Origin of the sequence: Geobacter pickeringii (assembly GCF_000817955.1) — a bacterium.
Taxonomy (GTDB): Bacteria; Desulfobacterota; Desulfuromonadia; order Geobacterales; family Geobacteraceae; genus Geobacter; species Geobacter pickeringii.
Window position 1 is genome coordinate 1,487,900 of the sequence record NZ_CP009788.1, and the last position, 23,071, is coordinate 1,510,970.

At 61.4% G+C, this 23,071-nt stretch carries 24 protein-coding genes; 23 read left to right on the forward strand and 1 reads right to left on the reverse strand.

Annotated features, from left to right (window positions below; translation table 11 throughout):
• The first annotated feature begins 73 nt into the window (after window positions 1–73).
• The 9 genes from GPICK_RS06700 (at window position 74) to GPICK_RS17495 (ending at window position 5,221) form a co-directional block, all read left to right on the forward strand.
• Window positions 74–1,279, forward strand: a complete 1,206-nt coding sequence (locus GPICK_RS06700) for a porin family protein (RefSeq protein ID WP_039741558.1) — start codon at window positions 74–76, stop codon at window positions 1,277–1,279.
• Window positions 1,280–1,325: 46 nt separating this feature from the next.
• Window positions 1,326–1,598, forward strand: coding sequence for a DUF4242 domain-containing protein (locus tag GPICK_RS06705; RefSeq protein ID WP_039741560.1), 273 nt, complete (start codon window positions 1,326–1,328; stop codon window positions 1,596–1,598).
• 68 nt (window positions 1,599–1,666) lie between these two features.
• Entirely contained in the window at window positions 1,667–2,197 is a 531-nt protein-coding gene (locus tag GPICK_RS06710) for a hypothetical protein (RefSeq protein ID WP_039741562.1), read from the forward strand.
• Window positions 2,198–2,227: 30 nt separating this feature from the next.
• The gene (locus GPICK_RS06715) at window positions 2,228–2,512 is read left to right on the forward strand and encodes a hypothetical protein (protein WP_039741567.1); all 285 of its coding nucleotides are present in this window, start codon (window positions 2,228–2,230) and stop codon (window positions 2,510–2,512) included.
• Between the two features lie 106 nt (window positions 2,513–2,618).
• Window positions 2,619–3,497 (forward strand): hypothetical protein, encoded by an 879-nt coding sequence (locus tag GPICK_RS06720; RefSeq protein WP_039741569.1) that lies wholly within the window; start codon window positions 2,619–2,621, stop codon window positions 3,495–3,497.
• Window positions 3,498–3,525: 28 nt separating this feature from the next.
• Window positions 3,526–3,822: a putative quinol monooxygenase gene (locus GPICK_RS06725; RefSeq protein WP_039741572.1), complete on the forward strand. Its 297-nt coding sequence runs from the start codon at window positions 3,526–3,528 to the stop codon at window positions 3,820–3,822.
• 87 nt (window positions 3,823–3,909) lie between these two features.
• Window positions 3,910–4,320: a TetR/AcrR family transcriptional regulator gene (locus tag GPICK_RS16620; protein WP_084201484.1), complete on the forward strand. Its 411-nt coding sequence runs from the start codon at window positions 3,910–3,912 to the stop codon at window positions 4,318–4,320.
• Entirely contained in the window at window positions 4,317–4,928 is a 612-nt protein-coding gene (locus tag GPICK_RS06735) for a TetR/AcrR family transcriptional regulator (RefSeq protein WP_144400056.1), read from the forward strand. The genes GPICK_RS16620 and GPICK_RS06735 overlap by 4 nt, the downstream gene beginning before the upstream one ends.
• Before the next feature lie 119 nt (window positions 4,929–5,047).
• Window positions 5,048–5,221, forward strand: coding sequence for a hypothetical protein (locus GPICK_RS17495; protein ID WP_158414160.1), 174 nt, complete (start codon window positions 5,048–5,050; stop codon window positions 5,219–5,221).
• Window positions 5,222–5,341: 120 nt separating this feature from the next.
• On the opposite strand, the gene GPICK_RS06740 is transcribed toward GPICK_RS17495, so the two are convergent.
• Window positions 5,342–7,312 carry a sigma-54-dependent Fis family transcriptional regulator gene (locus GPICK_RS06740; RefSeq protein ID WP_039741575.1) on the reverse strand — a complete coding sequence of 657 codons (1,971 nt, stop codon included), beginning with the start codon at window positions 7,310–7,312 and terminating at the stop codon, window positions 5,342–5,344.
• A gap of 313 nt (window positions 7,313–7,625) precedes the next feature.
• Between GPICK_RS06740 and GPICK_RS06745 the strand changes: the two genes are divergently transcribed.
• The 14 genes from GPICK_RS06745 to GPICK_RS06810 all read left to right on the forward strand — a co-directional run bounded on the left by GPICK_RS06745 (window position 7,626) and on the right by GPICK_RS06810 (window position 22,738).
• On the forward strand, window positions 7,626–8,966 hold the full coding sequence (locus GPICK_RS06745) for an aldehyde dehydrogenase family protein (RefSeq protein WP_052263331.1): 1,341 nt from the start codon (window positions 7,626–7,628) through the stop codon (window positions 8,964–8,966).
• Between the two features lie 447 nt (window positions 8,967–9,413).
• Window positions 9,414–9,998 carry a 4Fe-4S dicluster domain-containing protein gene (locus GPICK_RS06750; RefSeq protein WP_039741580.1) on the forward strand — a complete coding sequence of 195 codons (585 nt, stop codon included), beginning with the start codon at window positions 9,414–9,416 and terminating at the stop codon, window positions 9,996–9,998.
• Window positions 9,995–10,885: a CoB--CoM heterodisulfide reductase iron-sulfur subunit B family protein gene (locus GPICK_RS06755; RefSeq protein WP_039741583.1), complete on the forward strand. Its 891-nt coding sequence runs from the start codon at window positions 9,995–9,997 to the stop codon at window positions 10,883–10,885. The genes GPICK_RS06750 and GPICK_RS06755 overlap by 4 nt, the downstream gene beginning before the upstream one ends.
• Window positions 10,886–11,076: 191 nt before the next feature.
• A complete protein-coding gene (locus tag GPICK_RS06760) occupies window positions 11,077–13,074 on the forward strand; it encodes a CoB--CoM heterodisulfide reductase iron-sulfur subunit A family protein (RefSeq protein WP_039741585.1) in 1,998 nt (665 codons plus the stop codon).
• A gap of 134 nt (window positions 13,075–13,208) precedes the next feature.
• Complete coding sequence (locus GPICK_RS06765; protein ID WP_039741588.1) at window positions 13,209–13,706, forward strand: hydrogenase iron-sulfur subunit; 498 nt, start codon at window positions 13,209–13,211, stop codon at window positions 13,704–13,706.
• A gap of 159 nt (window positions 13,707–13,865) precedes the next feature.
• Complete coding sequence (locus GPICK_RS06770; protein ID WP_039741591.1) at window positions 13,866–14,795, forward strand: 4Fe-4S dicluster domain-containing protein; 930 nt, start codon at window positions 13,866–13,868, stop codon at window positions 14,793–14,795.
• Window positions 14,796–14,803: 8 nt separating this feature from the next.
• Entirely contained in the window at window positions 14,804–15,808 is a 1,005-nt protein-coding gene (locus GPICK_RS06775) for a 4Fe-4S dicluster domain-containing protein (RefSeq protein ID WP_039741594.1), read from the forward strand.
• Between the two features lie 129 nt (window positions 15,809–15,937).
• Window positions 15,938–16,783 (forward strand): FAD/NAD(P)-binding protein, encoded by an 846-nt coding sequence (locus GPICK_RS06780; protein WP_039741596.1) that lies wholly within the window; start codon window positions 15,938–15,940, stop codon window positions 16,781–16,783.
• A gap of 20 nt (window positions 16,784–16,803) precedes the next feature.
• Window positions 16,804–18,117, forward strand: a complete 1,314-nt coding sequence (locus GPICK_RS06785; protein ID WP_039741599.1) for a radical SAM/SPASM domain-containing protein — start codon at window positions 16,804–16,806, stop codon at window positions 18,115–18,117.
• 71 nt (window positions 18,118–18,188) lie between these two features.
• Window positions 18,189–18,650 (forward strand): RrF2 family transcriptional regulator, encoded by a 462-nt coding sequence (locus GPICK_RS06790; protein ID WP_039741602.1) that lies wholly within the window; start codon window positions 18,189–18,191, stop codon window positions 18,648–18,650.
• 68 nt (window positions 18,651–18,718) lie between these two features.
• Window positions 18,719–19,732 (forward strand): sulfate ABC transporter substrate-binding protein, encoded by a 1,014-nt coding sequence (locus GPICK_RS06795; protein WP_039739727.1) that lies wholly within the window; start codon window positions 18,719–18,721, stop codon window positions 19,730–19,732.
• Between the two features lie 161 nt (window positions 19,733–19,893).
• Window positions 19,894–20,727, forward strand: a complete 834-nt coding sequence (cysT, locus tag GPICK_RS06800) for a sulfate ABC transporter permease subunit CysT (RefSeq protein ID WP_039739730.1) — start codon at window positions 19,894–19,896, stop codon at window positions 20,725–20,727.
• A 15-nt stretch (window positions 20,728–20,742) separates the two neighbouring features.
• Window positions 20,743–21,579 carry a sulfate ABC transporter permease subunit CysW gene (cysW, locus tag GPICK_RS06805; protein ID WP_039739732.1) on the forward strand — a complete coding sequence of 279 codons (837 nt, stop codon included), beginning with the start codon at window positions 20,743–20,745 and terminating at the stop codon, window positions 21,577–21,579.
• Window positions 21,580–21,706: 127 nt separating this feature from the next.
• Window positions 21,707–22,738 (forward strand): sulfate/molybdate ABC transporter ATP-binding protein, encoded by a 1,032-nt coding sequence (locus GPICK_RS06810; protein ID WP_039739734.1) that lies wholly within the window; start codon window positions 21,707–21,709, stop codon window positions 22,736–22,738.
• Window positions 22,739–23,071 lie beyond the last annotated feature (333 nt).

A 23,071-nucleotide genomic window follows, 5' to 3' on the forward strand; every position in this document is an offset into this window, starting at 1 on the left:
GATAACAATGTTTTACATGATGCTGACGGGCCGGCTGTGTCCGGGGCCCACTAACCCAAGAGGAGGTAAGTTCATGCGAAAAACCGGAATGATTGCGGCAATGCTGGTGGGTGGACTGACGGCGGGGACTGCGCATGCAGGCTTCGTGGTTGGCGGTGAAAATGGTTGGCAATTCACCACTGACGGCTTCATCAACGTATTTGCCACCTACGAGTCGATCGACAAGAAGCCCGCAGGGGTCACGGGGGGGCAGCTCAACGGCGATCTCCCCACAGACCAGTCTTCCCAGCAGTTCAGGGTGAGAACCGGGCTTCTGCCGGTGGGGATCGGGCTCAACATCAAGTCGCCCACCATCAAGGAAGTTGATTATACCGTGCGACTCGGCCTCTATCCCCAGATCCAGAACAAGGGGGGGAGCCGTACCGACCTTTCCCCGAATATCGATTTCCGGGAGATCTACTTCACTGCCGACGGCAAGTTCGGTCAGATTCTGGCCGGTCGGGCCATTAACCTCTACCAGTCGAAGAACATCCTGACCGACATGTCTCTCTTCGGCGTCGGCGTGGTGGGGCCGGTCACCTCCGGACCGACCATGGGGCACATCGGCTACGGCTATCTCTATCCCAACTTCGGTGCCCAGTTCCGCTACACCACTCCGGACCTGAAGGGGGTCAAGGTTGCCTTCAGCGTCAACGACACCAATGATATCGGTGCCGCGCAGAAGAGAAACGTCCCCCGTCTGGAAGCCGATGTTTCCTATGCCACCACCTTCAACGGGGGCAAGATGCAGGCCTGGCTGGAAGGCCTCTACCAGACGGCAGGATTCTACGACAGCAGTGCCGTCCGTCCCGGCGGCCATGCCACCTCGGTTGGCGGTGCCGGTGGTGTTCAGGTCTTCCTGGGGAACCTCGAACTCCTGACCTCGGGCTACGGTGGACGGGCACTGGGAATGCTCGGCATGCAGGGTGCCGATGCCACCGATGGCGTCGGCAAGGAGCGGTATAACTGGGGTTTCTTGACTCAGGCGACCTACCAGCTGACCCCCGAGTGGAAGCTCGGTGTCAACTACGGCCAGTCACGGGCGGAACAAACCGATGCGGACCGGGCGGATGTGAGCTCCCATATCAAAATGCAGCATGCCGCGGTGGGCGCAGTAACCTACAACGTCAACAAGAACTGGCAGATCATGGCGGAGTATACCTGGGCCCAGGACAAGTGGTTCAACGGTTCGCACCAGAATGGCAACATGGTGGCGCTCGGCACCTTTTTCTACTGGTAACAACGGGGCCGTCGCCCATAACAGCTGACCACGAAAGGAGTTTACCATGCCAAAGTATGTCATTGAGCGCGACCTGCCGGGAGCAGGCAACCTGTCCCCCCAGGATCTGAACGCCGTGTCCCGGAAGTCATGCAGCGTGCTGTCTGGTCTTGGTCCCCAGATCCAGTGGATCCAGAGCTATGTGACCGACGACAAGATCTACTGCATCTACATCGCGCCCAACAGGGAAATGGTTCTTGAGCATGCGAAGCAGGGCGGATTTCCGGCCAACAGCGTAGCGGAAGTGAGAACCGTTATCGATCCGACCACTGCCGAATAGCCCCAACCCTCTCCCGGCAATGGCAGCGGCGCCTGACGGGAGAGGCCAGATCATCAAGGAGACAGGTTATGACGTTAGCACTACTCGTTCTGATCAGCATCATGTGGATACCGGTCGGCATGTTCTTCCTGGGATTCGGGGAGGCCAAAAGCACCGGTTTCGTCAGTGCCGTTGTTGGTGTACTTGTTGTTGTGGGCGCGACCCTTCAGGCGGCTGTTTTTACCGATCCTTTCACTGCGGGGTTGCTGTTCGTGTTCGGCGTCCTGTACATGCAGACAGGCCATGCCCTTCTGACGGGGGTGACGGACCTGCGGACCGTCGGGAACGGTGCCCTGATCGTCGGCATCGTCTGTGCGGTTTACGCATATCTCTTTGCCACCGGCGGCGGCCATAAGGCTGATGGGAGCACTATCATCGGCGTTGCCCCCTACCTGGCATTCATGAACGTGACCTTCGTCGTTATCTGCTTGACCGTTACCGGTGTGACCTATGGCAAGATCAGCGGCAAGGTTGCCGCGGGGATGTTCATTGTCCTTACGTTCACCTGTCTGCTGACCCCGGCGTTTTCTCTGATGGGATACGGGAAACTTCCTTTCTAGACCACAATCAACTGACAGAAGGAGTCTTACATGAAAAAAAGCGCACTTATCATTATGACGGCTTTCCTTGTTTCGAGTGCCATCCCAGCCCTGGCCCAGGAACCGACCAAGCAGGATCAGGTCATCTGCAACCTCTCCGCGAAGAATTGCCTGGGCGAGGCTGCTGCCATTCAGAAGCGGGTAAAGAAGCTGCAGTCCGAAATGCAGAAGGGGAAAAAGACGTATTCGCCTGAAGATGTGCAGAAGCTTGAGCAGAAGCTGAAAGAAGCCCAGGAGATCCTGGACAAGATCGAAGGGAAGCCGACGAAAAAGTAGAAAGTTGAGGAGAGGGGCCGAGCGCCCCTCTCCCTGCTCCTGCGTCACGGACGTATCGAAAAAATCTGTTATTCTCTTGGAAATGGGTGCCGGGAAGGAGAACAGCATGGAAACGGCGAAGCGGATCTCAATGGACGGTGCAGCAGGGCGGTTGCTTGTCATGGCTCTTTTCGTGGCGGTTGGTCTTGCCGGGTGTGCATCTCTCAAGGGGGGAACTGCTGAAACCCCATCCGTGAAGACCATCTGGAAGGTACGGGACCAGTATGTTCAAGTGGTGCCCCGGGAGCGGGAAGGGAGCGGGACCGTCGTTGTCAACGAGCATCCCGCAACGGTTTCCGCCTCTGAAATCCGCGGGCTGCTTGCGTCGGTGGGGCTGGCGCGGCAGGGGAGCGAAGCCCCCCTCTTTTCCGATACGGAATTGAGGATTCTTGAAGATGCCGCCGTCAAAGGGCTGAACCAGGCAGGGCCGGATGAGGACGTCACCTTCGCCGTCTACGGCTATCACGCTGCGCTCCAGGGGTTTCTCAAGGAAACGAAAGTTACCACCGGCCGGATGTTTTACCAGGATGGAAAGCTCAACCTTATCCTCGGCATCGTCCAGCGTGACGTCATGGACACCGAAGACCGGAGGCTCAACCCGTTTGTGCCGGGCTCCCGTCTGAAGCAGTCCGACCTTGATGGCCGGATCAAAGTGCTGAATGACGGGGCGCCGTTCACCATGAAGCGGGTGGACTGGCTCGTCTTCGACCGGTATGTTGCTCCTCCGCCTGTCGTGGAGAGTCTCAAGCCCGCTACGCCGCCGGCCGTGCCGGCCGCCGGGCCATCAGCACCGGCTCAGGAGATACCGAAACGGGTTGAACGGCCGGCTGATAAGCCGAGAAATCTTGAAGAGCGGCTCATCCTGCTGAACGACCTGAAACAGAAGGGGCTCATCACCGACGAGGAGTACCGGTCGAAGCGTCTGAATATTCTGGATGAGATATAGCAACAACGACACCACAGGGAGGCGCACCATGGCAGATGCAAAAGTGACAGTGATTGCCCGGGCCCGGGCCAAGGCCGGCCTGGAGGAGCAACTGCGGCAGGAGATCACGGCCCTCATCGCACCGACCCGGGCGGAGCCCGGCTGCATCAACTACGACCTCCACCAGTCCGCGTCCGATCCGGCTCTCTTCATGCTCCACGAGAACTGGGTCAGCATGCACGCCCTCGAAGAGCATCTGGCCATGCCGTACCTGGAGGCATTCAAGGCGAAGGCTCCGGATCTGCTGGCCGAACCCCTTGATTTATCTTTCTGGACGATGATCTGATAATTTCCCTTCGACGAAAAATTTCTTCTTGCATAAGTTTTACTGCGGAGTAAAATTGAGTTAAACAAACGTTTGAACAAGGCTGCCATGTCGAAGTCCGATCAGCGTTCACAACTGATTGCCGCCGCCACGCCGCTCTTTGCCGTCAAGGGACTGAGCGGCGTCAACGTGCGCGAAATCGGCCGGGCCGCCGGGGTCAATCCCTCCCTGATTTCCTACCATTTCGGCGGCAAGGAGGGGCTGTACGCGGCGGTCATCCGGGAACAGTTCGCCGGTCTGGGCCGGATAGCCGAAATTGCCGACAGTGACCTTGCCGTTGAGGAAAAATTTGCATCCTATCTGCTCGAATGCGGCATCTGCTTCCATAGGGGAGGCGCCGACCGGTTCGTGCCGACAACCGCCAGCGCCAACCCCGATGTCCCTGAATGCCCCCACTGCCTCAACAACGATGCCGACACCTTCGCCAGAGTGGCGAGGAAGGTGGAGGATGCCGCATGACCGAACGTGATGTGACAAAGGGTGATGCCGATTGCCGCGAAACCCTCATTACCGTTGCCACCCCGCTTTTCGCCGAGAAGGGGTTCAACGGTGTCAGCGTCCGGGAGATCGCCGGCTATGCCAGCGTCAATATCTCCATGATTTCTTACTATTTCGGCGGCAAGGAAGGGCTCTACGCTGCCGTTCTCAATAAGCAGTTCGCCGTCCTCAAACGCGTCGCGGAGATCAATACCATGGAGTCCGATCCCCTGAAGAAATTCGAGCTGTACGTCAGGGCCACCGTTGCCCGGTACCGCAAGAGCCCCTATCTGCTCAGGTTCTACACGAGCGAGCTCACTAATCCGACCCCCTGCTTCGCCACTATCGTCAAGCCAGCCATCCAGGGGGTTGTGAAGATCCTTCAGGAGACCTTTGCCGACGGCCTGTCCCACCACCAGTTCCGGGAGGGGCTCGATCCGACGGACACGGCGCTGGCCCTGGCCGGCATGATCAATTTCTATTTCCTGATCGAACCGGCTACGGGGGAACTGGTGGACCATTCTCCCGAGCGCGACGAGGAACTTATCCAACACATCATGGATATTTTCTCGAAGGGAGTGTTGAAGTAATTTTTTTTGTCTGTGCGTTAAGCGAACGTTTGTTTAATGCATGCATGGCCCTGGACGATGACGCAGGTATCAACAGCCGCCCCATGGGGCGGCCCACACCGTAAGAAAGGGAGGACACCATGGAAGCCAACAAGATCGTCGAATGCGGTATCTGTTATTTTCAGGGAGTAGCCAAGGATTTTACCCCCGTCACCGTCAGCGCGGATTTCAGGGCGCTCGAATGCCCCAAGTGCCTCAACAATGACAAAGAGTCCTTTGCAGAGATCAAGAAGGCCGAGGGAAAGGCCGCCTGACGTTCATCTCCCATCGTCCATTTTGGGGTTGTGATGATAAAAGCCGTACCGGAAAGAACCGGACGGCTTTTTTGTTATATTGGGAAAGTCACGGCGTCCAGTGGCGCCGTGTATCATGGTTCAAGTGAGCGGCAAGGGGGTACCCTTCGCCTTCCGGTAGAGGGTCGAACGGGAAACCCCCAGTTTCCGGGCCGCGGCAGAGACGTTGCCGTTGCACTCCCGGAGTGCCTCCCTGATGGCGGCCGCCTCCACATCTTCAAGGCGTCCCGAGATGTCGTCCCATTCCCGTCCCGCCGGTGGGGGCGATGCTTCCGTCCGCTCACCGGCCTGCTCAAGAAAATCCTCCGGCAGATGTTCGACCCGTATTTCGTTCTCCCCGTCCCGCAACGCCAGGGCCGTGCGGATGACGTTCGTCATCTGCCGGATGTTCCCCGGCCAGGCATGCCGGTAGAAGAGGTCGAGCACTTCCGAAGAGAGGGAGATTCGCTCATCACCCGGCGAAAGGGTTGCCAGGATGCTGACCGCCAGGCCGATCCGGTCCGTGCGGCTGCGCAGCGGCGGGAGGGAGAGGAGAAGCCCGTTGAGCCGGTAGTAGAGATCCTCCCGGAAACGGCCGGCGGCCACTTCGTCACGGAGCCTGCGGTTGGTGGCACAGACGATCTTGATGTCGACCGGCTGGGACTTGGTCCCGCCGAGCGGTGTGACGGTCCGGTCCTGCAGAACTCTGAGCAGCCTCGCCTGGAGGGTGAGGGGCATGTCGCCGATCTCGTCGAGGAAAAGGGTGCCGCCGTCGGCCTGCTGGATCTTGCCGACACTCCCCGAGCGGCGGGCGCCGGTAAAGGCCCCCTCACGGTAGCCGAAGAGCTCCGACTCGATGAGCCCTTCGGGTATGGCGGCGCAGTTGAGGGCCACGAACGGCCCCTTTTCCCGCGGACCGTCGGCGTGGAAGGCGCGGGCGAACATCTCCTTGCCGCTGCCGGACTCCCCTTCAATCATGAGCGGGATGTCGTGGCCGATGATCTTGCCTGCCTTGCGGATGGCCGCACCCACGGCCGGGTCCCCCAGGTCGAGGGCGGCCATGGAGGCGATCGCGGGCTCCGGGGCTGACACACGGGCGGCGGCATTGGGCTCGCGGATCGGCGGATGGATGACGGGCGAAGCCCTGGTGCCGAATTTCACCCGGGCAAAGACCTCCATGCCGTTTTGGAGTCGAAGCCTGATGACCGGCTGGGGGAGGGAGCGGGCCTGCTCGAACAGTCCCGCAAGGGAGAGGTCGAAGATACTGCTGATGGTCCGTTTCTCCGCGTCGTAGCGGTTGAGTCCCAGCTGCACCAGGGCCGAGCGGTTGGCGGCAACGAAGCGGCCGTCCAGGGAGAAGACCGCGATTGCCTCGTAGAGGGTGCCGATGAATTCGGGCCGCAGGTGGAAATGGATCAGGATCTGGTCGGTGCACTCGTGGGCGAAAAACTGGTTTTCGATCATCTGGGCCGACATCCGCACCAGCGCCATGGTGTGCAGCTGGTAGGAGGCCGAATCGCTGGAGACGTCGAGCACGCCGAGCATCTTCCCCTGGGGGTCGAAGATGGGGGCCGCCGAGCAGGTGAGGAAATGGTTGATGTCGATGAAATGCTCGGCGCTGTGGACGGAGACCGGGGCCTGCTCCACAAGGGCGGTGCCGATGGCGTTGGTGCCGCTCGCCTCTTCGGTCCAGATCCCCCCCGCCTGGAGCGTCACCCGCTGGGCCTTGTCCACGAAGTCCGGATCACCCACCGAATGGAGCACCACCCCGGTTGCATCGGTAAGGACCACCACGCTGGACGTTCCGGATATCTGCTCGTAGAGCTGCTCCATAACCGGCTCCGCGTGGAGGATCAGCCGTCGGCTCCGTTCGCGAAACCCACCCAGCGCCCCGGGGGAAACCACCGGAATCTCCCGGGCCTGCCTCCCGACGTTGACCCTCCGGTCGACGCACCGCTGCCACGAACGGCCGATGACATCGGGGAGGAGTCCGTCGGGAAGCGTTTCTCCCGCAAGAAAACGTGATCTGGTTTCGATCGGGTTTGCCATCCGGCTGGATGCTGCCCAGGACATATCCACCTCCCTGTACACGAAGTCGCCAAAGCTGTAACACTGTTTTCTTTTGCAACACATGAAACAGCAACACCTGTGCCATCCTGCGACACTCGACCCACCCAAGCTCCATTGGCCATAGGCACCCTTATCCTTTCCATCCCCCTCCCCACCCTCCAATTCCTTTGAATTGCATGCTTTTTCAGATTACAAGCGCACGAGTTCAAAAACATAAAACCAAGTTTTATAGCTTGGCATGTGGGCTGCTATGGCTAAACATCACAAGGGTTCGCCCGACATAAATTAATTACCTATGGGGAGAAAGGAAACAGTCATGTCGAATGTATCAGCGCAGATCAATCAGATGATAGGACGGGCGGAGAAGGCGACGGAGTCGTTCAGGGGGTTCGATCAGCTACAGGTTGACCGGATCGTGGCCGCCATGGCGCGGGCCGGCGTGGCCAACGAGCGGAAACTTGCTGAAATGGCGGTGGAGGAGACCGGCATCGGCAACGTGGAGGACAAGGTCATCAAGAACCACTTCGGCACCCAGGTTGTCTATGACTACATGAAGGGGAAGCCGTCGGTGGGGATCATCGAGGAAGAGGACGGCATCCTCTCCATCGCCGAGCCCTTCGGCATCATCGCCGCCGTCACCCCGGTGACGAACCCGGCCGCCACGACCCTCTTCAAGGCCCTCATCGCCCTCAAGGGGCGCAACGTCATCTGCTTCGCCTTCCACCCCAAGGCCCAGAAGTGCAGCGAGGCGGCTGCCCGGATCATGCTGGAGGCCGCCGTCGAGGCGGGTGCCCCGGCCGACTGCATCCAGTGGGTCACCGAGCCCTCCATCGAGGCAACCGATGCCCTCATGAGGCATCCCGACGTGGCCCTGGTCATCGCCACCGGCGGCGGTGCCATGGTGAAGGCAGCTTACAGCTCGGGGCACCCGGCCCTTGGCGTCGGACCGGGGAACGTGCCGGTCTTCATCGAGAAGAGCGCCAACCTGGAGATCGCCATCCCTGATGTGATCGCTTCCAAGACCTTCGACAACGGTACCATCTGCTCCTCGGACCAGTCGGTCATCTTCGACGATGCCCAAGTGGCGGGAAAGGCGCTCCAGCTCTTCAAAGAGCAGGGGGCTTACCTCTGCAGCGAGGACGAGAAGGCCAAGCTGGAAGCGGTGATGTTCGACAAGGAGCGCGGCGTTCCGGCCATGGCGATTATCGGCAAGAAACCGCAGGTTATTGCCGAACTGGCCGGGTTCACCATTCCCGCCGACGTGAAGCTCCTCATGGTGCCGCTGACCACCACCGGCCCCGAGGACTGGATGAGCCACGAGAAACTCTCGCCGGTCCTTGGCTGGTACATCGTAGACAGCAGGGACAAGGCCATCTCCGCCGCCGTCTGCCAGTTGGAGTTTGGCGGCGCCGGCCACTCGGCCGTGGTCTTCACCGAGGACGAAGAGGTGGCCAAAGAGTTCGCCCTCCGGGTACCGGCCAACCGGGTCGTCTGGAACCAGCCCTCGGTCCACGGCACCATCGGCGCCCTCTACAACGACCTGGTGCCGTCTCTTACTCTCGGCTGTGGCGCCATGGGTGGCAACATCACCACCGAGAACGTCGGTTTCAAGAACCTCCTCAACATCAAGCGGGTTGCCAGAAGAAAGGCCGCGTAGCAGATATAGCGCCAATGATTGCCGGCGGCCCCGATCAAGGAGGATCGGAGGCCGCCGCTATCGACACCTGAACTGCTGCCTACTCAGGCGTGTGGGGAAAAGTTCAACAGTGTGGAAATTTACTATAGATGCGATTGGAATCATATTTCTCGCGTCGATAATCGTCCGCGCCCCACGACCCCTCGCCTGACGTCGATTGGGCACACCAAGCCCCCTTCCGATGAATCGCGGCACCGTTTCCGGTTCCTCCCTTCCGTTTTGCATCAAATCATTGCTAACGCTTCTTTTTTATTGGCATATTCCAGTGGGAGCTCGTCGGATTCCGCCATTGGCTTGTCTTTTGCTTTAAGGTCGCAATACACGCAGCCTTGAATACATCCGTGTCGGTCGTTGTTGAACCCAATTTGCACGTTTCCTAACGCGATTTACCGTTCTGCGGGAGTCTCCATGAAACACACCAAGATGACCCTATCGACCGAGACGATGAATCTCGGCTTTGTGCGCAAGGTGGAGGCGCTCTCGGGCAGTTCGGTGCGGCGCTGCTTCCAGTGCGGCAAGTGCTCGGCGGGGTGTCCGATGCGCAGCTTCATGGAGCACCCCCCCAACCGGATCGTGCGCCTTCTGCAGCTGGGGCAGTACGAGCGGGTGCTGGCGGGGCGCTCGATCTGGTACTGCGCCTCGTGCGAGACCTGCACCACCCGCTGCCCCAACAAGGTGGATCTGGCGGCCATCATGGATGCGCTGCGGAAGCTCTCCTGGGACGCCCAGGGCCCCTCCAAGGAGAGCTACGTGCAACTGGCCAACCGGCTCTTTCTCGACAACATCCGCACCTACGGCCGGCAGTACGAGATGCGGCTCGCTGCGGTCTTCAACGTGAAGAGCGGTCAGTTCCTCAAAGACCTGATGCTGGGCCCGAAGCTCATCACCCGCGGCAAACTCAAGATGTTCCACCAGAAGAACCGGAACCTGGCCGAGATCGAGCAGATCTTCAAGCGGATCGAAGAGCTGCGCAAGAAAGGGGAGGCGCCGTGACCCCCGCGAAAAATCTCCTCACCTACTCCTACTATCCCGGCTGCTCCCTCCACGCCTCGGCCAAGGAATACGACGAATCGACCCGGGGGCTCTTCAAGGCCCTGGGGATCGGTCTCAAGGAAGTCCCCGACTGGCTCTGCTGCGGCGCCACCCCGGCCCACAACGTGGACGAGCTCTTGTCCCTCTCCCTCTGTGCCAAGAACCTCTCCCTGGCCGACGGCGTAGAGGGGGACCTGGCCGTGGCCTGCGCCGCCTGCTTCTCGCGCCTGAAAGTGACCCAGCACCACCTGGCCGACAGCGACGCCAAGCGCAAACAGGTGGAGTACGCCATCGACGGGAAGGTCTCCTTCGACAAGCCGGTAAAGCACCTGCTGGAGATCCTGGCGAAGGACTTCGGCCTCGACAAACTTGCCGCCACCGTGCAGAAGCCCCTTTCCGGCCTGAAGGTCGCCTGCTACTACGGCTGCCTCCTCACCCGGCCGCCAGAGGTGCCGCAACTGGACTGCGTCGAGGCCCCCACCATCATGGAGCGGGTCGTGGGCGCCGCCGGGGCCGACACCGTTGCCTGGAGCCATCGGCTCGAATGCTGCGGCGCCAACTTCACCCTCTCGCGCCCCGGCGTGGTCCTGAAGCTCTCCGGCGAGATCCTCGCCTCGGCCAAGGCCGCCGGGGCCGACTGCCTCATGGTCGCCTGCCCGTTGTGCCACGGCAACCTCGACATCCGGCAGAAGGAGATCGAAGAGGCCACGGGGAATCGCTTCGGCATGCCGGTCTTCTACATGACCCAGCTCCTGGCCCTGGCCGTGGGGGTCGCACCGGGAAAGCTCGGCTTTGACAGCATGATCGTGAACCCGCTGCCGCTGTTGCGGGAGAAGAATCTTTTGTAAGTCTTGCAATCTGCCACGGAGACACAGAGAAAGGCAAAGAAAAGCAACAGGGATAGGCAGGATTAAAAGCTTTTCGACGTAAACCAGAAAAATTGTTTTTTTGGTTTCAATCCTGAATATCTCTGCAAAAGGGTTGTGGTTTTCTCCGAGTCTCTGTGTCTCTGTGGCAGATGTTCTACGAGGTTATTCGAATGTCCAGAATCGGCGTTTTTGTCTGCCACTGCGGCGAGAACATATCGCGCACCGTTGATGTGGAGAAGGTGGCTGCCGAGGCCACCAAGCTTCCCGGCGTCGCCTTCTCCTGCGACTACAAGTACATGTGCTCCGATCCCGGCCAGAGCCTCTTGAAAAAAGCGGTTTCCGAGCACAATCTCGACGGCGTCGTCGTGGCCGCCTGCTCCCCCCGCATGCACGAAAAAACCTTCCGAAGCGCCGCCAAGAGCGCGGGTTTGAACCCCTTCCTCTGCGAGATGGCCAACATCCGCGAGCACTGCTCCTGGGTCCACGAGGACAGGGAGGAGGCCACGGCCAAGGCCGCCGACATCGTCGCCATGATGGTGGCGCGGGTCAAGAAGGACAAAAAGCTCGTCCCGATCACCGTCCCGGTCACCAAGCGTGCCCTTGTGATCGGCGGCGGCATCGCCGGGATCCAGGCGGCCCTCGACATCGCCGACGCCGGCCACCAGGTGGTGCTGGTGGAGCGGGAGCCCTCCATCGGCGGCCACATGGCCCAGCTCTCCGAGACCTTCCCGACGCTTGACTGCTCCCAGTGCATCATGACCCCCAAGATGGTGGATGCCGCCAACCACCCCAACATCACCCTCCACACCTACTCGGAGATCGAGAGCGTCGACGGCTACATCGGCAACTTCCAGGCGACCATCCGCAAGAAGGCGCGCAGCGTCATCGAGGAGAAGTGCACCGGCTGCGGGGTCTGCTCCGCCAAGTGCCCCCAGAAGAAGATCCCCAACGCCTTCGACAAGAACCTGGGCGTTCGCCCCGCCATCTACGTCCCGTTCCCCCAGGCGGTCCCCAACACCCCGGTCATCGACCGGGAGCACTGCACCAAGTTCATCAACGGCAAATGCGGGGTCTGCCAGAAGGTCTGCGGCCCCGGCGCCATCGACTACGAGCAAACAGATGAGCTGATCGTGGAGCCCGTGGGGGCCATCGTGGTGGCCACCGGCTTCGAGCTCTACAGCATCGGCGAAAAACCCAAGGGCTCCCCCATCAAGGGGTACGGCGAATTCGGCCACGGCACCATCCCCGACGTCATCGACGGCCTCACCTTCGAGCGGCTGGCCAGTGCCTCCGGCCCCACCGGCGGCAAGATCCTGCGCCCCTCCGACGGGAAGGAGCCGAAGCAGGTGGTCTTTGTCCAGTGCGTGGGCAGCCGGGCCCGGGAGAAGGGGATCAGCTACTGCTCCAAGATCTGCTGCATGTACACCGCCAAGCACACCATGCTCTACAAACACAAGGTCCACGACGGTCAGGCCTATGTCTTTTTCATGGACGCCCGCACGCCAGGGAAGAGCTACGACGAATTCTGGCGCCGGGCCGTGGAGGAAGAGGAAGCGGTCTACATCCGCGGCATGGTCTCCCGTCTCTACCAGAAGGGGGAGAAGGTGGTGGTCATGGGAAGCGACATCGCCGTGGGTCTTCAGGTGGAGATCGAGGCCGACCTGGTGGTGCTCGCCACCGCGGTGCAGCCGCGGTCCGGCGCCGACACCCTGGCCCAGAAGCTCGGCATCTCCTACGACAGCTACCACTTCTACAGCGAGGCCCACGCGAAACTCAAACCGGTCGAGTGCGCCACTGCCGGGATCTACCTGGCCGGTGCCTGCCAGGGTCCCAAGGACATCCCCGACACCGTGAGCCAGGCGAGCGCCGCCGCGGCCAAGGTGATGACCCTCTTTGCCAAGAGCGAACTGGAGCGGGAGCCCATCGTCGCCAAGGTGAATGAAAATAACTGTGTGGCCTGCCTCTACTGCAAGAAGGTCTGCCCCTACGGCGCCGTGGAGGAGAAGGAGATCCGGGACCGGCAGGGGAACCTCATCCGCGTCGTGGCCTACGTGAACCCCGGGGTCTGCGGCGGCTGCGGCACCTGCCAGGCGAGCTGTCCGTCGAAATCGGTCGAGCTGGATGGATATACCGATGAACAGGTCATGGCGATGATCGAATCACTCTGAACACCTGCCACAGAGGCACAGAGACACGGAGAAAACCTTTGACCCCAAAGAAACGATTTTAGGGTTATCCCCTAAGACCAAGATTTTGTTTTTTCTCTGTGTCTCCGTGTCTCTGTGGCAGATTTGAGGTTTTCATGCATCAAACGAAAACGCACGCATTCGAACCGAAGATAGTCGCCTTTGTCTGCACCTGGTGCACCTACGCCGGGGCGGACCTGGCGGGGACCTCGCGCCTGCAGTACCCGGCCAACACCCGGGTGGTGAAGTTCCCCTGCACCGGCCGCATCGACCCGGTCTTTATCCTGCGGGCCTTCCAGAAGGGGGCCGACGGGGTGCTGGTGTCAGGGTGCCATCCCGGCGACTGCCACTACATGGCGGGGAACTTCCATGCCCGCCGGCGCTTTGCCGCCTTCCGGGCGCTCCTGGACTTCATCGGGGTGGACCTGCAGCGGCTGCAGTTCTCTTGGGTCTCCGCCGCCGAAGGGGGCAAATGGGTGGAGGTGGCCACGGAGCTCACCGAGCGGGTACGCCAGATGGGTCCCATGCGGGAGTTCAAGGAGCTGGAGAGCGAGGAGCAGTGGTCCGGGGTGATCGACACGCCGGAACTCAAAGAGGCGTATAACGCGATCTGATAAAATCTGCCACAGAGACACAGAGGCACAGAGGAAAACCACAAACGTAACGTCAACAGTCTGTTTGCGATTCTGGTTTTACCCAAAGAAATCTTTAAGGTTTTTGCTTTCCTCCGTGTTTCTCCATCTCCTCTGTGGTTAAGGCTTTTAAGGGTTTTTATGACCAATACCGCACAGACAATCGACTTAAGCCTCTATGCCGCCGTCACCGAGGCGGTGCAGGCCGAGGCACGGAAGGTCCTGGAAGCCGGCATTGTGGCCGCCGTGGTGGGGTGGCAGGCGGGACGAAGAAAGGGCACCGCCCTGCCGGCCATCGTCACCGACCCGGCCAAGGCGAAAGAGCTCATCTTTTCCCCGGCCTGCGTCAACAACCTGGCCCTCTACCTCACCAAGGCCAAGAAGGAAATCCGGGCCAAGGGGAAGATCGCCATCGTCGCCAAGGGGTGCGACTTGAAGGCCCTGGTTGGCCTCATGGGTGAAAACCAGCTGAAGCGGGAGGATATCCACATCATCGGCGTGGTCTGCCCCGGGGTGCAGGGGGCCAATGCCGACCGGGCACAGCCGCTTTCAGAGACGACCATCGCCGGCAAGTGCCGGGAGTGCACGGTGCACACCCCCGAGGGGGCGGACGTCACCGTCGGCACCCTGCCGCAGCTCCCCCACTTCACCCCGGCCGAAAGCGAGGAGCTGGCCCGCCTGGAGGCGATGACCCCGGCCGAGCGGTGGGGCTTCTGGAAGGAGCACTTCTCCCGCTGCATCCGCTGCTATGCCTGCCGCCAGGTCTGCCCCTTCTGCTACTGCGAGCAGTGCCTCTGCGACCGCAACCGCCCCCAGGCGGTGGAGAGCACCCCGCGGCCGGCCGGGAACATGGCCTGGCACATCGTAAGAGCGATGCATCTGGCAGGCCGTTGCGCGGGGTGCGCCGAGTGCGAGCGGGCCTGCCCCATGGATATCCCTCTCAATCTCCTGAACCGCAAGATGGCCAAGGAACTGAAGGAGCTCTACGGCTTTGAAGCGGGCTTCGAGGTGAAGGAGAAGGGACCCCTGGCACAGTACCGGGAAGACGACGACCAGTCGTTCATCAAGTAGGGAACGCCATGCAAAAGACCATCACCGAACCAAACCTCCGCCTCCTCATCGACACGCTCGTAAGCGAGGGGAAGCGGGTCATCGGCCCAAAAGCCGCCGGCACCATGACCCTCTACGAGCCGCTCTCGCAAGGCGAGGAGCTAAACCTGGGGGAGCTCCCCCGCCGCTCCGCCAAGGAGGCCTTCTTTCCCCTCTGCGAGACCATCCTCACCTACGAGCGGGACAAGGAGGGGGTGCGGGTCACCGACGTGGACCCTCAAGCCATTCCCGAGACGGTGCTCGTCGCTGCCCGCCCCTGCGACGTGGCCGCGGCGCCGGTTCTGGACAGCGTCTTTTCCTGGGACTTCAAGGACGAGTTTTTCCTGGAGCGACGGCGCAAGACCACCATCATCGGTCTCGCCTGCGCAAGGGCCGACGACGCCTGTTTCTGCACCGCCGTGGGGCTTTCTCCCGGTGACACGAAGGGGAGTGATCTGTTCCTCGCCCCGCTCACCGACGGCGGCTACCGCTGCGACGCCATCACGGAGAAGGGGGAGGCGCTCCTCGCTGCCCACGCCGACCTTTTTAGCGATGCGGCCACGGCTGAGCCGCTCCCCCTGGCCGAGCCGACCCTGGGGAAGCTCGATCTGGAAAAGATCAGGCAGTGGCTCGACACCCACTTCGAGGACCCGCTCTGGGAGGAGATCGCGGCGCGCTGCGCCGGCTGCGGCGCCTGCGCCTTCCTCTGCCCTGCCTGCCACTGCTTCGACATCGTCGACGAGGGGGGCGAAGAGAAGGGGGCACGGAGAAAGAGCTGGGACGCCTGCGGCTTCGGGAAATTCACCAACCATGCCTCGGGGCACAATCCCCGGGACGTGCAGCCAAGCCGCTACCGCAACCGGATCATGCACAAGTTCAAGTACTACGTGGACAAGTTCGACCAGCGCCTTTGCACCGGCTGCGGCAGGTGCGTCCGCGCCTGCCCGGTGGGGATCGACATCGCCACTGTCCTCGAAGAGATCAACAGCAAATAAAACAAATCTGCCACGGAGACACCGAGGCACCGAGTAAGGCCAGAAAGACAAACAGAGCGAGTATTGTCTGAAGCCTGGCAGGTTTTCTCTGCGTCTCCGTGTCTCCGTGGCAGATTCACAGGTTTATTTATGTGCGACCACAGCAAGAACATCTACCTCCCCCAGCTGGCAACCATTGCGGAGATCGTCGACGAGACCGCCGACATCCGCACCTTCCGGCTCGTTTTCCAGGACGAGGCGGTGCGGGAAAGCTTCGCCTTCCGGGCCGGCCAGTTCGCCGAGTACTCCGCCTTCGGGGCCGGGGAGGCCACCTTCTGCATCGCCTCGGCACCGACGAGAAAAGGGTACATCGAGTGCTGCTTCCGGGCTGTCGGTCGGGTGACCGAGGCGCTCCGCTCCCTGGAAATCGGCGACACCATCGGGGTGCGTGGCCCCTACGGCAACTCCTTTCCCATTGAGGAGTTCTTTGGCAAGAACCTGGTCTTTGTGGCGGGAGGAATCGCGCTGCCCCCCTTGCGGACCCTTATCTGGCAGTGCCTCGACTGGCGGGAGAAGTTCGGGGAGATAACGATCGTCTATGGCGCCCGCACGGAAGGGGACTTGGTCTACAAGCGGGAGCTCAAGGAGTGGGAAGAGAGAGACGACGTGCGGCTGGTGAAGACCGTGGACCCCGGCGGGAACTCCCCCAAGTGGGACGGTAAGGTCGGCTTCGTCCCGACGATCCTGGAAGAGGCGGCGCCCGTAGCGGAGAACACCATCGCTCTCGTCTGCGGCCCCCCCATCATGATCAAGTTCACGCTCCCGGTGCTGGAAAAGCTCGGCTTCGGTGACGACGCCATCTACACCACCCTGGAGAACCGGATGAAGTGCGGCCTCGGCAAGTGCGGCCGCTGCAACGTGGGCAACGTCTACGTCTGCAAGGATGGACCCGTCTTTACCGCCGCCCGGGTCAAGGCCATGCCGCAGGAGTTCTGAGCAGCATAAGGACTGACACCATGTCCCCGTCACCCGCTGAAAGCCCCGCACAACGCACTCATCCCTCCAAACTCTTCGTCGAGGTGACGACCCACTGCAACCTCGGCTGCGCCATGTGCGTCAAACAGACCAAACACCACGGCATGACCGAAGGAGTCATGGCGGAAGAAACCTTCTCTGCCCTGGCCCCTGCTTTCCCCCACCTCGAAACCCTCATTCTCAACGGCATCGGCGAACCCCTTCTCCACCCGCAGCTTGAAGCGTTCATCCGCAAGGCCAAGGAGCTGATGCCGGCTACGGGGTGGGTCGGGTTCCAGAGCAATGGCCTCCTGATGAACGAGGATAGGGCCGCCTCCCTCGTGAAGGCAGGACTCGACCGGATCTGCATCTCCATGGATGCGGCATCCCCGGAAACCTTCCGGCGACTTCGCGAGGGAGGGGAGGTGGGGGACATAGAGCGGGCCTTCCGTGCCCTGACTGCCGCCCGGACAGCGTATCCATCTTCCCGTCTGGAAATCGGCATAGAGTTCGTCGTCATGAGGGATAACATCCGTGAGCTTCCCGAAGCCCTCCGGTGGGCGGCTCGACGCGGTGCCACCTTCGCCATCGTGACCCAGTTGATACCGTACGACGAGGCCCACGTCTCTCTGGTAGCCTACGACTGCAGTACGGACGCGGCTGTAGCCCTTTTCGATGAATGGAAGCAGATTGCAGATCATGAAGGAATCGATCTCGGGCGCTATCGGGAAGTGGCTTTCAGATTCAGCAGGAATCTCGAAGAACAGCGCATCGTCGATTTTGTCAACCGGATGAAAGAACACGCCCTTTCCCGAAACATTTTCTTTAACCTCGAAAAGCTTCTGATGAGGGATGATGGGTGGTTCACGGAGGCGGCAGGGATCTTTGACGAGGCCCGTACCGTTGCGGAAGAAGAGGGGCTCGATCTGCAACTGCCGGAGCTGGTTCCGAAGGAAAAGCGTTGCTGCGAGTTCGTTGAGGGGGGCGGAGCGTTCATTTCATGGGACGGAAACGTCCATCCCTGCTATTTCCTCTGGCACCGCTACCACTGCCACGTGCAGGGGTGGAACCAGATGGTCCAGCCACGGAGTTTCGGGTCCGTCACCCTGCGTGGAATCAACGATGTCTGGAACGACAGGGGATTCCGCGAATTCCGCGAAAGTGTGCTTCTCTACGATTATCCCCACTGCTTGAGCTGCACGCTTGCACCGTGCGATTACGTTCAGGCCGAAGAATTCGAGCAGGACTGCCATATTCGGCCGGAACCATGCGGTTCGTGTCTCTGGTGCATGGGGGTGTTTCAGTGCCTGCGGTAATCTGCGCCTTACTTTTTATCTTGACGCGACGCGGGAAAATATGTACTAACACCCTATAGGGTTGGTAGACAATGATTTCAAAAAAGACCAAATATGCCCTCAAGGCGCTCATCTACCTCGCCCGGGAGTACGATCGGGGGCCGATCCTCATTGCGGATATGGCCCGTGACGAGCGGATTCCCAAGAAGTTTTTGGAGCTGATCCTGCTGGCGTTGAAAAACGCCGGGGTGCTCCAGAGCAAGAAGGGGAAGGGGGGCGGCTACTCCTTGGCCCGGCCACCGCGGGAGATCAGCATGGGGCGGGTGATCCGGGTTCTGGAAGGCCCCTTGGCGCCGGTGCCATGCGTGAGCGAGACCGCCTACGCCCGGTGCGAGGAGTGTGACGACGAGTGGAGCTGCGGCATCCGGCTCGTCATGAAGGATGTGCGCGACGCCATGGCTCAGATCCTCGACAACGCCACCCTTGCCGACGTGCTGGAACGGATCGAGCAGGAAAAGCAGAAAAGCGACGGAGCGCTTTTTTACGCAATCTGAAAGCAGCGTTTTTTTGTGTCCATAAAAACTACTAAATCGATAGGCTAAACAGCAAAAAGGAGCAGACCATGAAACCGATCAAGACCTTCGCCGTACTTACCACCGCACTCATCGCCTTTGCCGCGCCAGTGGCAGCCTACGCCGAGGTGAACCTTCTCAACGTCTCCTACGACCCGACTCGAGAACTCTACCAGGATTACAACGCCGCCTTTGCCAAGTACTGGAAAGGGAAGGGGGGCGACACGGTGACCGTGAAGCAGTCCCATGGCGGTTCGGGCAAACAGGCCCGGGCGGTCATCGACGGCCTTGACGCCGACGTGGTGACGCTCGCGCTCGCCTACGACATCGACGAGATCGGAGAGAAGGCGAAGCTCATCCCCGAGAGCTGGCAGAAGCGGCTGCCCCACAACAGCTCTCCCTACACCTCCACCATCGTCTTCCTGGTCCGCAAGGGAAACCCGAAGAAGGTGAAAGACTGGAACGACTTGGTCCGTCCCGACGTGAAGGTGATCACCCCCAACCCCAAGACCTCCGGCGGTGCCCGCTGGAACTATCTTGCCGCCTGGGGCTACGCCCTGAAGCAGAAGGGGGGGAGCGAGGCCAAGGCGAAGGAGTTCGTGACCAGGCTCTTCAAGAACGTACCGGTGCTCGATTCCGGCGCCCGGGGCTCAACCACCACCTTTGTCCAGCGAGGACAGGGTGATGTCCTTCTTGCGTGGGAGAACGAGGCATTCCTGGCGGTGAACGAGCTGGGGAAAGACAAGTTCGAGATCGTGGTGCCGTCGATCAGCATCCTGGCCGAACCTCCGGTAACGGTGGTGGACAAGGTAGTTGACCGGAAGGGGACCCGCAAGGTGGCCGAGGAGTACCTGAAGTATCTTTACACCCCGGCGGGGCAGGAGATCGCCGCGAAGCACTACTATCGCCCCATCGACAAGAAGGTGGCGGCCAGGTACGCCAAGGTCTTCCCGAAGGTGAAGCTCTTCACCATCGACGACACCTTCGGCGGCTGGAAGGCGGCCCAGAAGAAGCACTTCGCCGACGGCGGGGTATTCGACCAGATCTACGGGCCGGGAAAATAACGTGATATAGGGGCTGCGACTTTCACGCCATCTCGCCGCCGTCCTCGTCGCTCCTTTGTGCGGCGTAGCGCTGCTACGCCTCCGCAGTCTCTCCTGCGGGTGCGACGATCTGGCGCAAAATCCGCAGGCCTGCATCGGGATTATGCAAAGGACCAACCACCATGGCGACAAGACCAATCACACGAAACACCGTCATCCCCGGCTTTACACCGACCCTGGGCTACACGATCTTCTACCTCTCCCTCATCGTGCTGCTCCCGCTCTCGGCCCTCGTGTTCAAGACGGCGAGCCTCACCTGGGGAGAGTTTATCGCCACGGTGGCGGCGCCGCGGGTGGCGGCCTCTTACCGGGTCACCTTCGGCGCGGCCCTGGCAGCTGCCGGGGTGAACGCAATCTTCGGCCTCCTGGTGGCGTGGGTGCTCGTGCGCTACCGACTGCCGGGGAAGCGCCTCATCGACGCCTTCGTCGATCTCCCTTTTGCGCTCCCGACGGCTGTGGCCGGCATCACCCTCTCCTCGGTCTACGCGGCCAACGGCTGGCTCGGGTCGATCCTGGAGCCCCGGGGGATCAAGGTCGCCTTCACGCCGCTGGGGATCTTCGTGGCCATGACCTTCATCGGGCTCCCCTTCGTGGTGCGGACGGTGCAGCCGGTTCTGGAGGAACTGGAGGCGGAGATCGAGGAGGCGGCCGCCTGCCTTGGCGCCACCCGCTGGCAGACCTTCCGGCGTGTCCTGTTCCCGGAGCTTCTCCCGGCGCTTCTCACCGGCTTTGCCCTGGCCTTCGCCCGGGGGGTGGGGGAGTACGGCTCCATCATCTTCATCGCCGGCAACATGCCGATGGTGTCGGAGATCACCCCGCTTCTCATCATCACCAAGCTGGAGCAGTACGACTACGCCGGCGCCACCGCCATCGCCACGGTGATGCTCCTCTTCTCGTTCCTCATGCTCCTCGCCGTGAACCTCCTCCAGAAATGGAGCAGGCGCCACGCGGCCTGACCGGGAGACTATGCTATGTCCAACAAATCATCCCGCACCCGCACCGAGCCGGCCCTGGTCCGCTGGCTCCTCATCATCGCGGCGTTCCTCTTCCTCGGCCTCTTTCTCTTCGTGCCGCTGGCGGCGGTCTTCGCCCAGGCCCTGGAGAAGGGATGGGGCGCCTACCTGGCCGGTATCCGCGAGCCTGACGCCCTGGCGGCAGTGAAGCTGACCCTTATTACTGCCGCGATCAGCGTGCCGGTGAACCTGGTCTTCGGGGTGGTGGCCGCCTGGGCCATCGCCAAGTTCGAGTTCCGGGGAAAGCAGCTCCTCATCACCCTCATCGACCTCCCGTTCTCGGTGTCGCCGGTCATCTCGGGGCTCATCTACGTCCTTCTCTTCGGGCTCCAGGGATGGCTCGGACCGTGGCTCCAGGCCCATGACCTGAAGATCATCTTCGCCGTGCCGGGGATTGTGCTTGCCACGGTCTTTGTCACCTTCCCCTTCGTGGCCCGGGAGCTGATCCCCCTCATGGAAACCCAGGGGAAGGACGAGGAGGAGGCGGCCATAACGCTTGGGGCGAGCGGTTTCCAGACCTTCTGGCGGGTGACGCTCCCCAACATCAAGTGGGGTCTTCTCTACGGGGTGATCCTCTGCAACGCCCGGGCAATGGGGGAGTTCGGCGCCGTCTCGGTGGTCTCCGGCCATATCCGTGGAGCGACCAACACGATCCCGCTCCACGTGGAGATCCTCTACAACGAGTACAACTACGCCGCCGCCTTCGCCGTCGCCTCGCTCCTGGCGCTTCTCGCCCTCGTCACCCTGGTGGCGAAGAGCTTCGTCGAGTGGCGGATGCGGGGAGAACAATCATGAAACCTGCCACAGAGGCACCGAGACACTGAGACAGCCACAAGTACCTTGCAGTGATGCGCTTTGATGTCAGAAACGGTATTTCTCTGAGTCTCTGCATCTCTGTGGCGGATTCGAAAGGATAAACGACATGAGCATAGAGATTGTCAGTGTCAACAAAGCTTTTGGCAGCTTCACCGCCCTGAACGACGTGAACCTCACCGTCCCCTCGGGGGAGCTGACGGCGCTCCTCGGCCCCTCGGGGTCGGGGAAGACGACCCTTCTGCGGATCATCGCCGGGCTGGAGACCCCCGATGCGGGGGCAATTCGTTTCGACGGCGCGGAGACCACCGACCGCCACGTGCGGGAGCGGCAGGTGGGGTTCGTCTTTCAGCATTATGCACTTTTCCGGCACATGACCGTGGCAGAGAACGTCGCCTTCGGTCTCACGGTGAAGCCGCGCAGGGAGCGGCGATCGAAGAAGGAAATAAAGGAGCGGGTCTTGGAACTCCTGCGCCTCGTGCAGCTGGAAGGGCTCGCCGACCGCTACCCGTCCCAACTATCCGGAGGGCAGCGGCAACGGGTGGCCCTGGCCCGGGCCCTGGCGGTGGAGCCGAAGGTGCTCCTCCTTGACGAGCCCTTCGGCGCCCTGGATGCCAAGGTGCGGGTGGAACTTCGGCGGTGGCTGCGCCGGCTCCACGACGAGATCCACGTGACGAGCGTCTTCGTCACCCACGACCAGGAGGAGGCGCTGGAAGTGGCCGACCGGATCGTGGTCATGAACAGGGGGCGGATCGAACAGGCGGGGACACCGACGGAGGTTTACGATCAGCCCGCCAATCCGTTCGTCTTCGACTTCCTCGGCAGCGTCAACCTCTTCCACTGCCGGTCTGAGCAGGGGCAGACGCGGGCGGCGGCCCCGGAACTCGCGGTGGGGTATGTCCGCTCCCACGACATCGAGGTGGAGCGTACCCCCACCGATGCCGCCGTGGAGGCCGAGGTGCGCCACATCCAGGCGGTGGGGCCGGCGGTGCGGGTGGAGCTCCTCGTACGCGGGACCGGCAAGACGGTGGAGGCGGAGCTCTCCCGTGACGGGGCGGAGCGCCTCGCCCTCGGATTAGGCGAGACGGTCTACGCCCGGCCGCGCAAGATGCAGACATTTGCGGGGGATTATCAGATCTAGGCTCGCCAGGGATGGTTGACCTGAGCGGGCAGGAGGGGGATGACAAACGCGGCTGTTATCAATCGGGGTGAAACGTGGAGCAGCGACTTACGAACAGGGGCGTCGCTCTCTGCCAGCAGACAAAAGCATGATTTACTGAAGAGGTTTATTCTCTAACACGACGAGCGTGCTGACGAGGAATGCCGCACCGGGGCCGGCCGCTCAGCCTCCGGTCATCTCGGGCAAAACTTCTGATAACCTCGCCTCGTGCGCCTTGATTTTCGAGGCGCTCGTATCGACCTCCATCTCCGGACCCTTTCTCTTGTGGGCTCTTTTGAATGCCATCGTACCCCT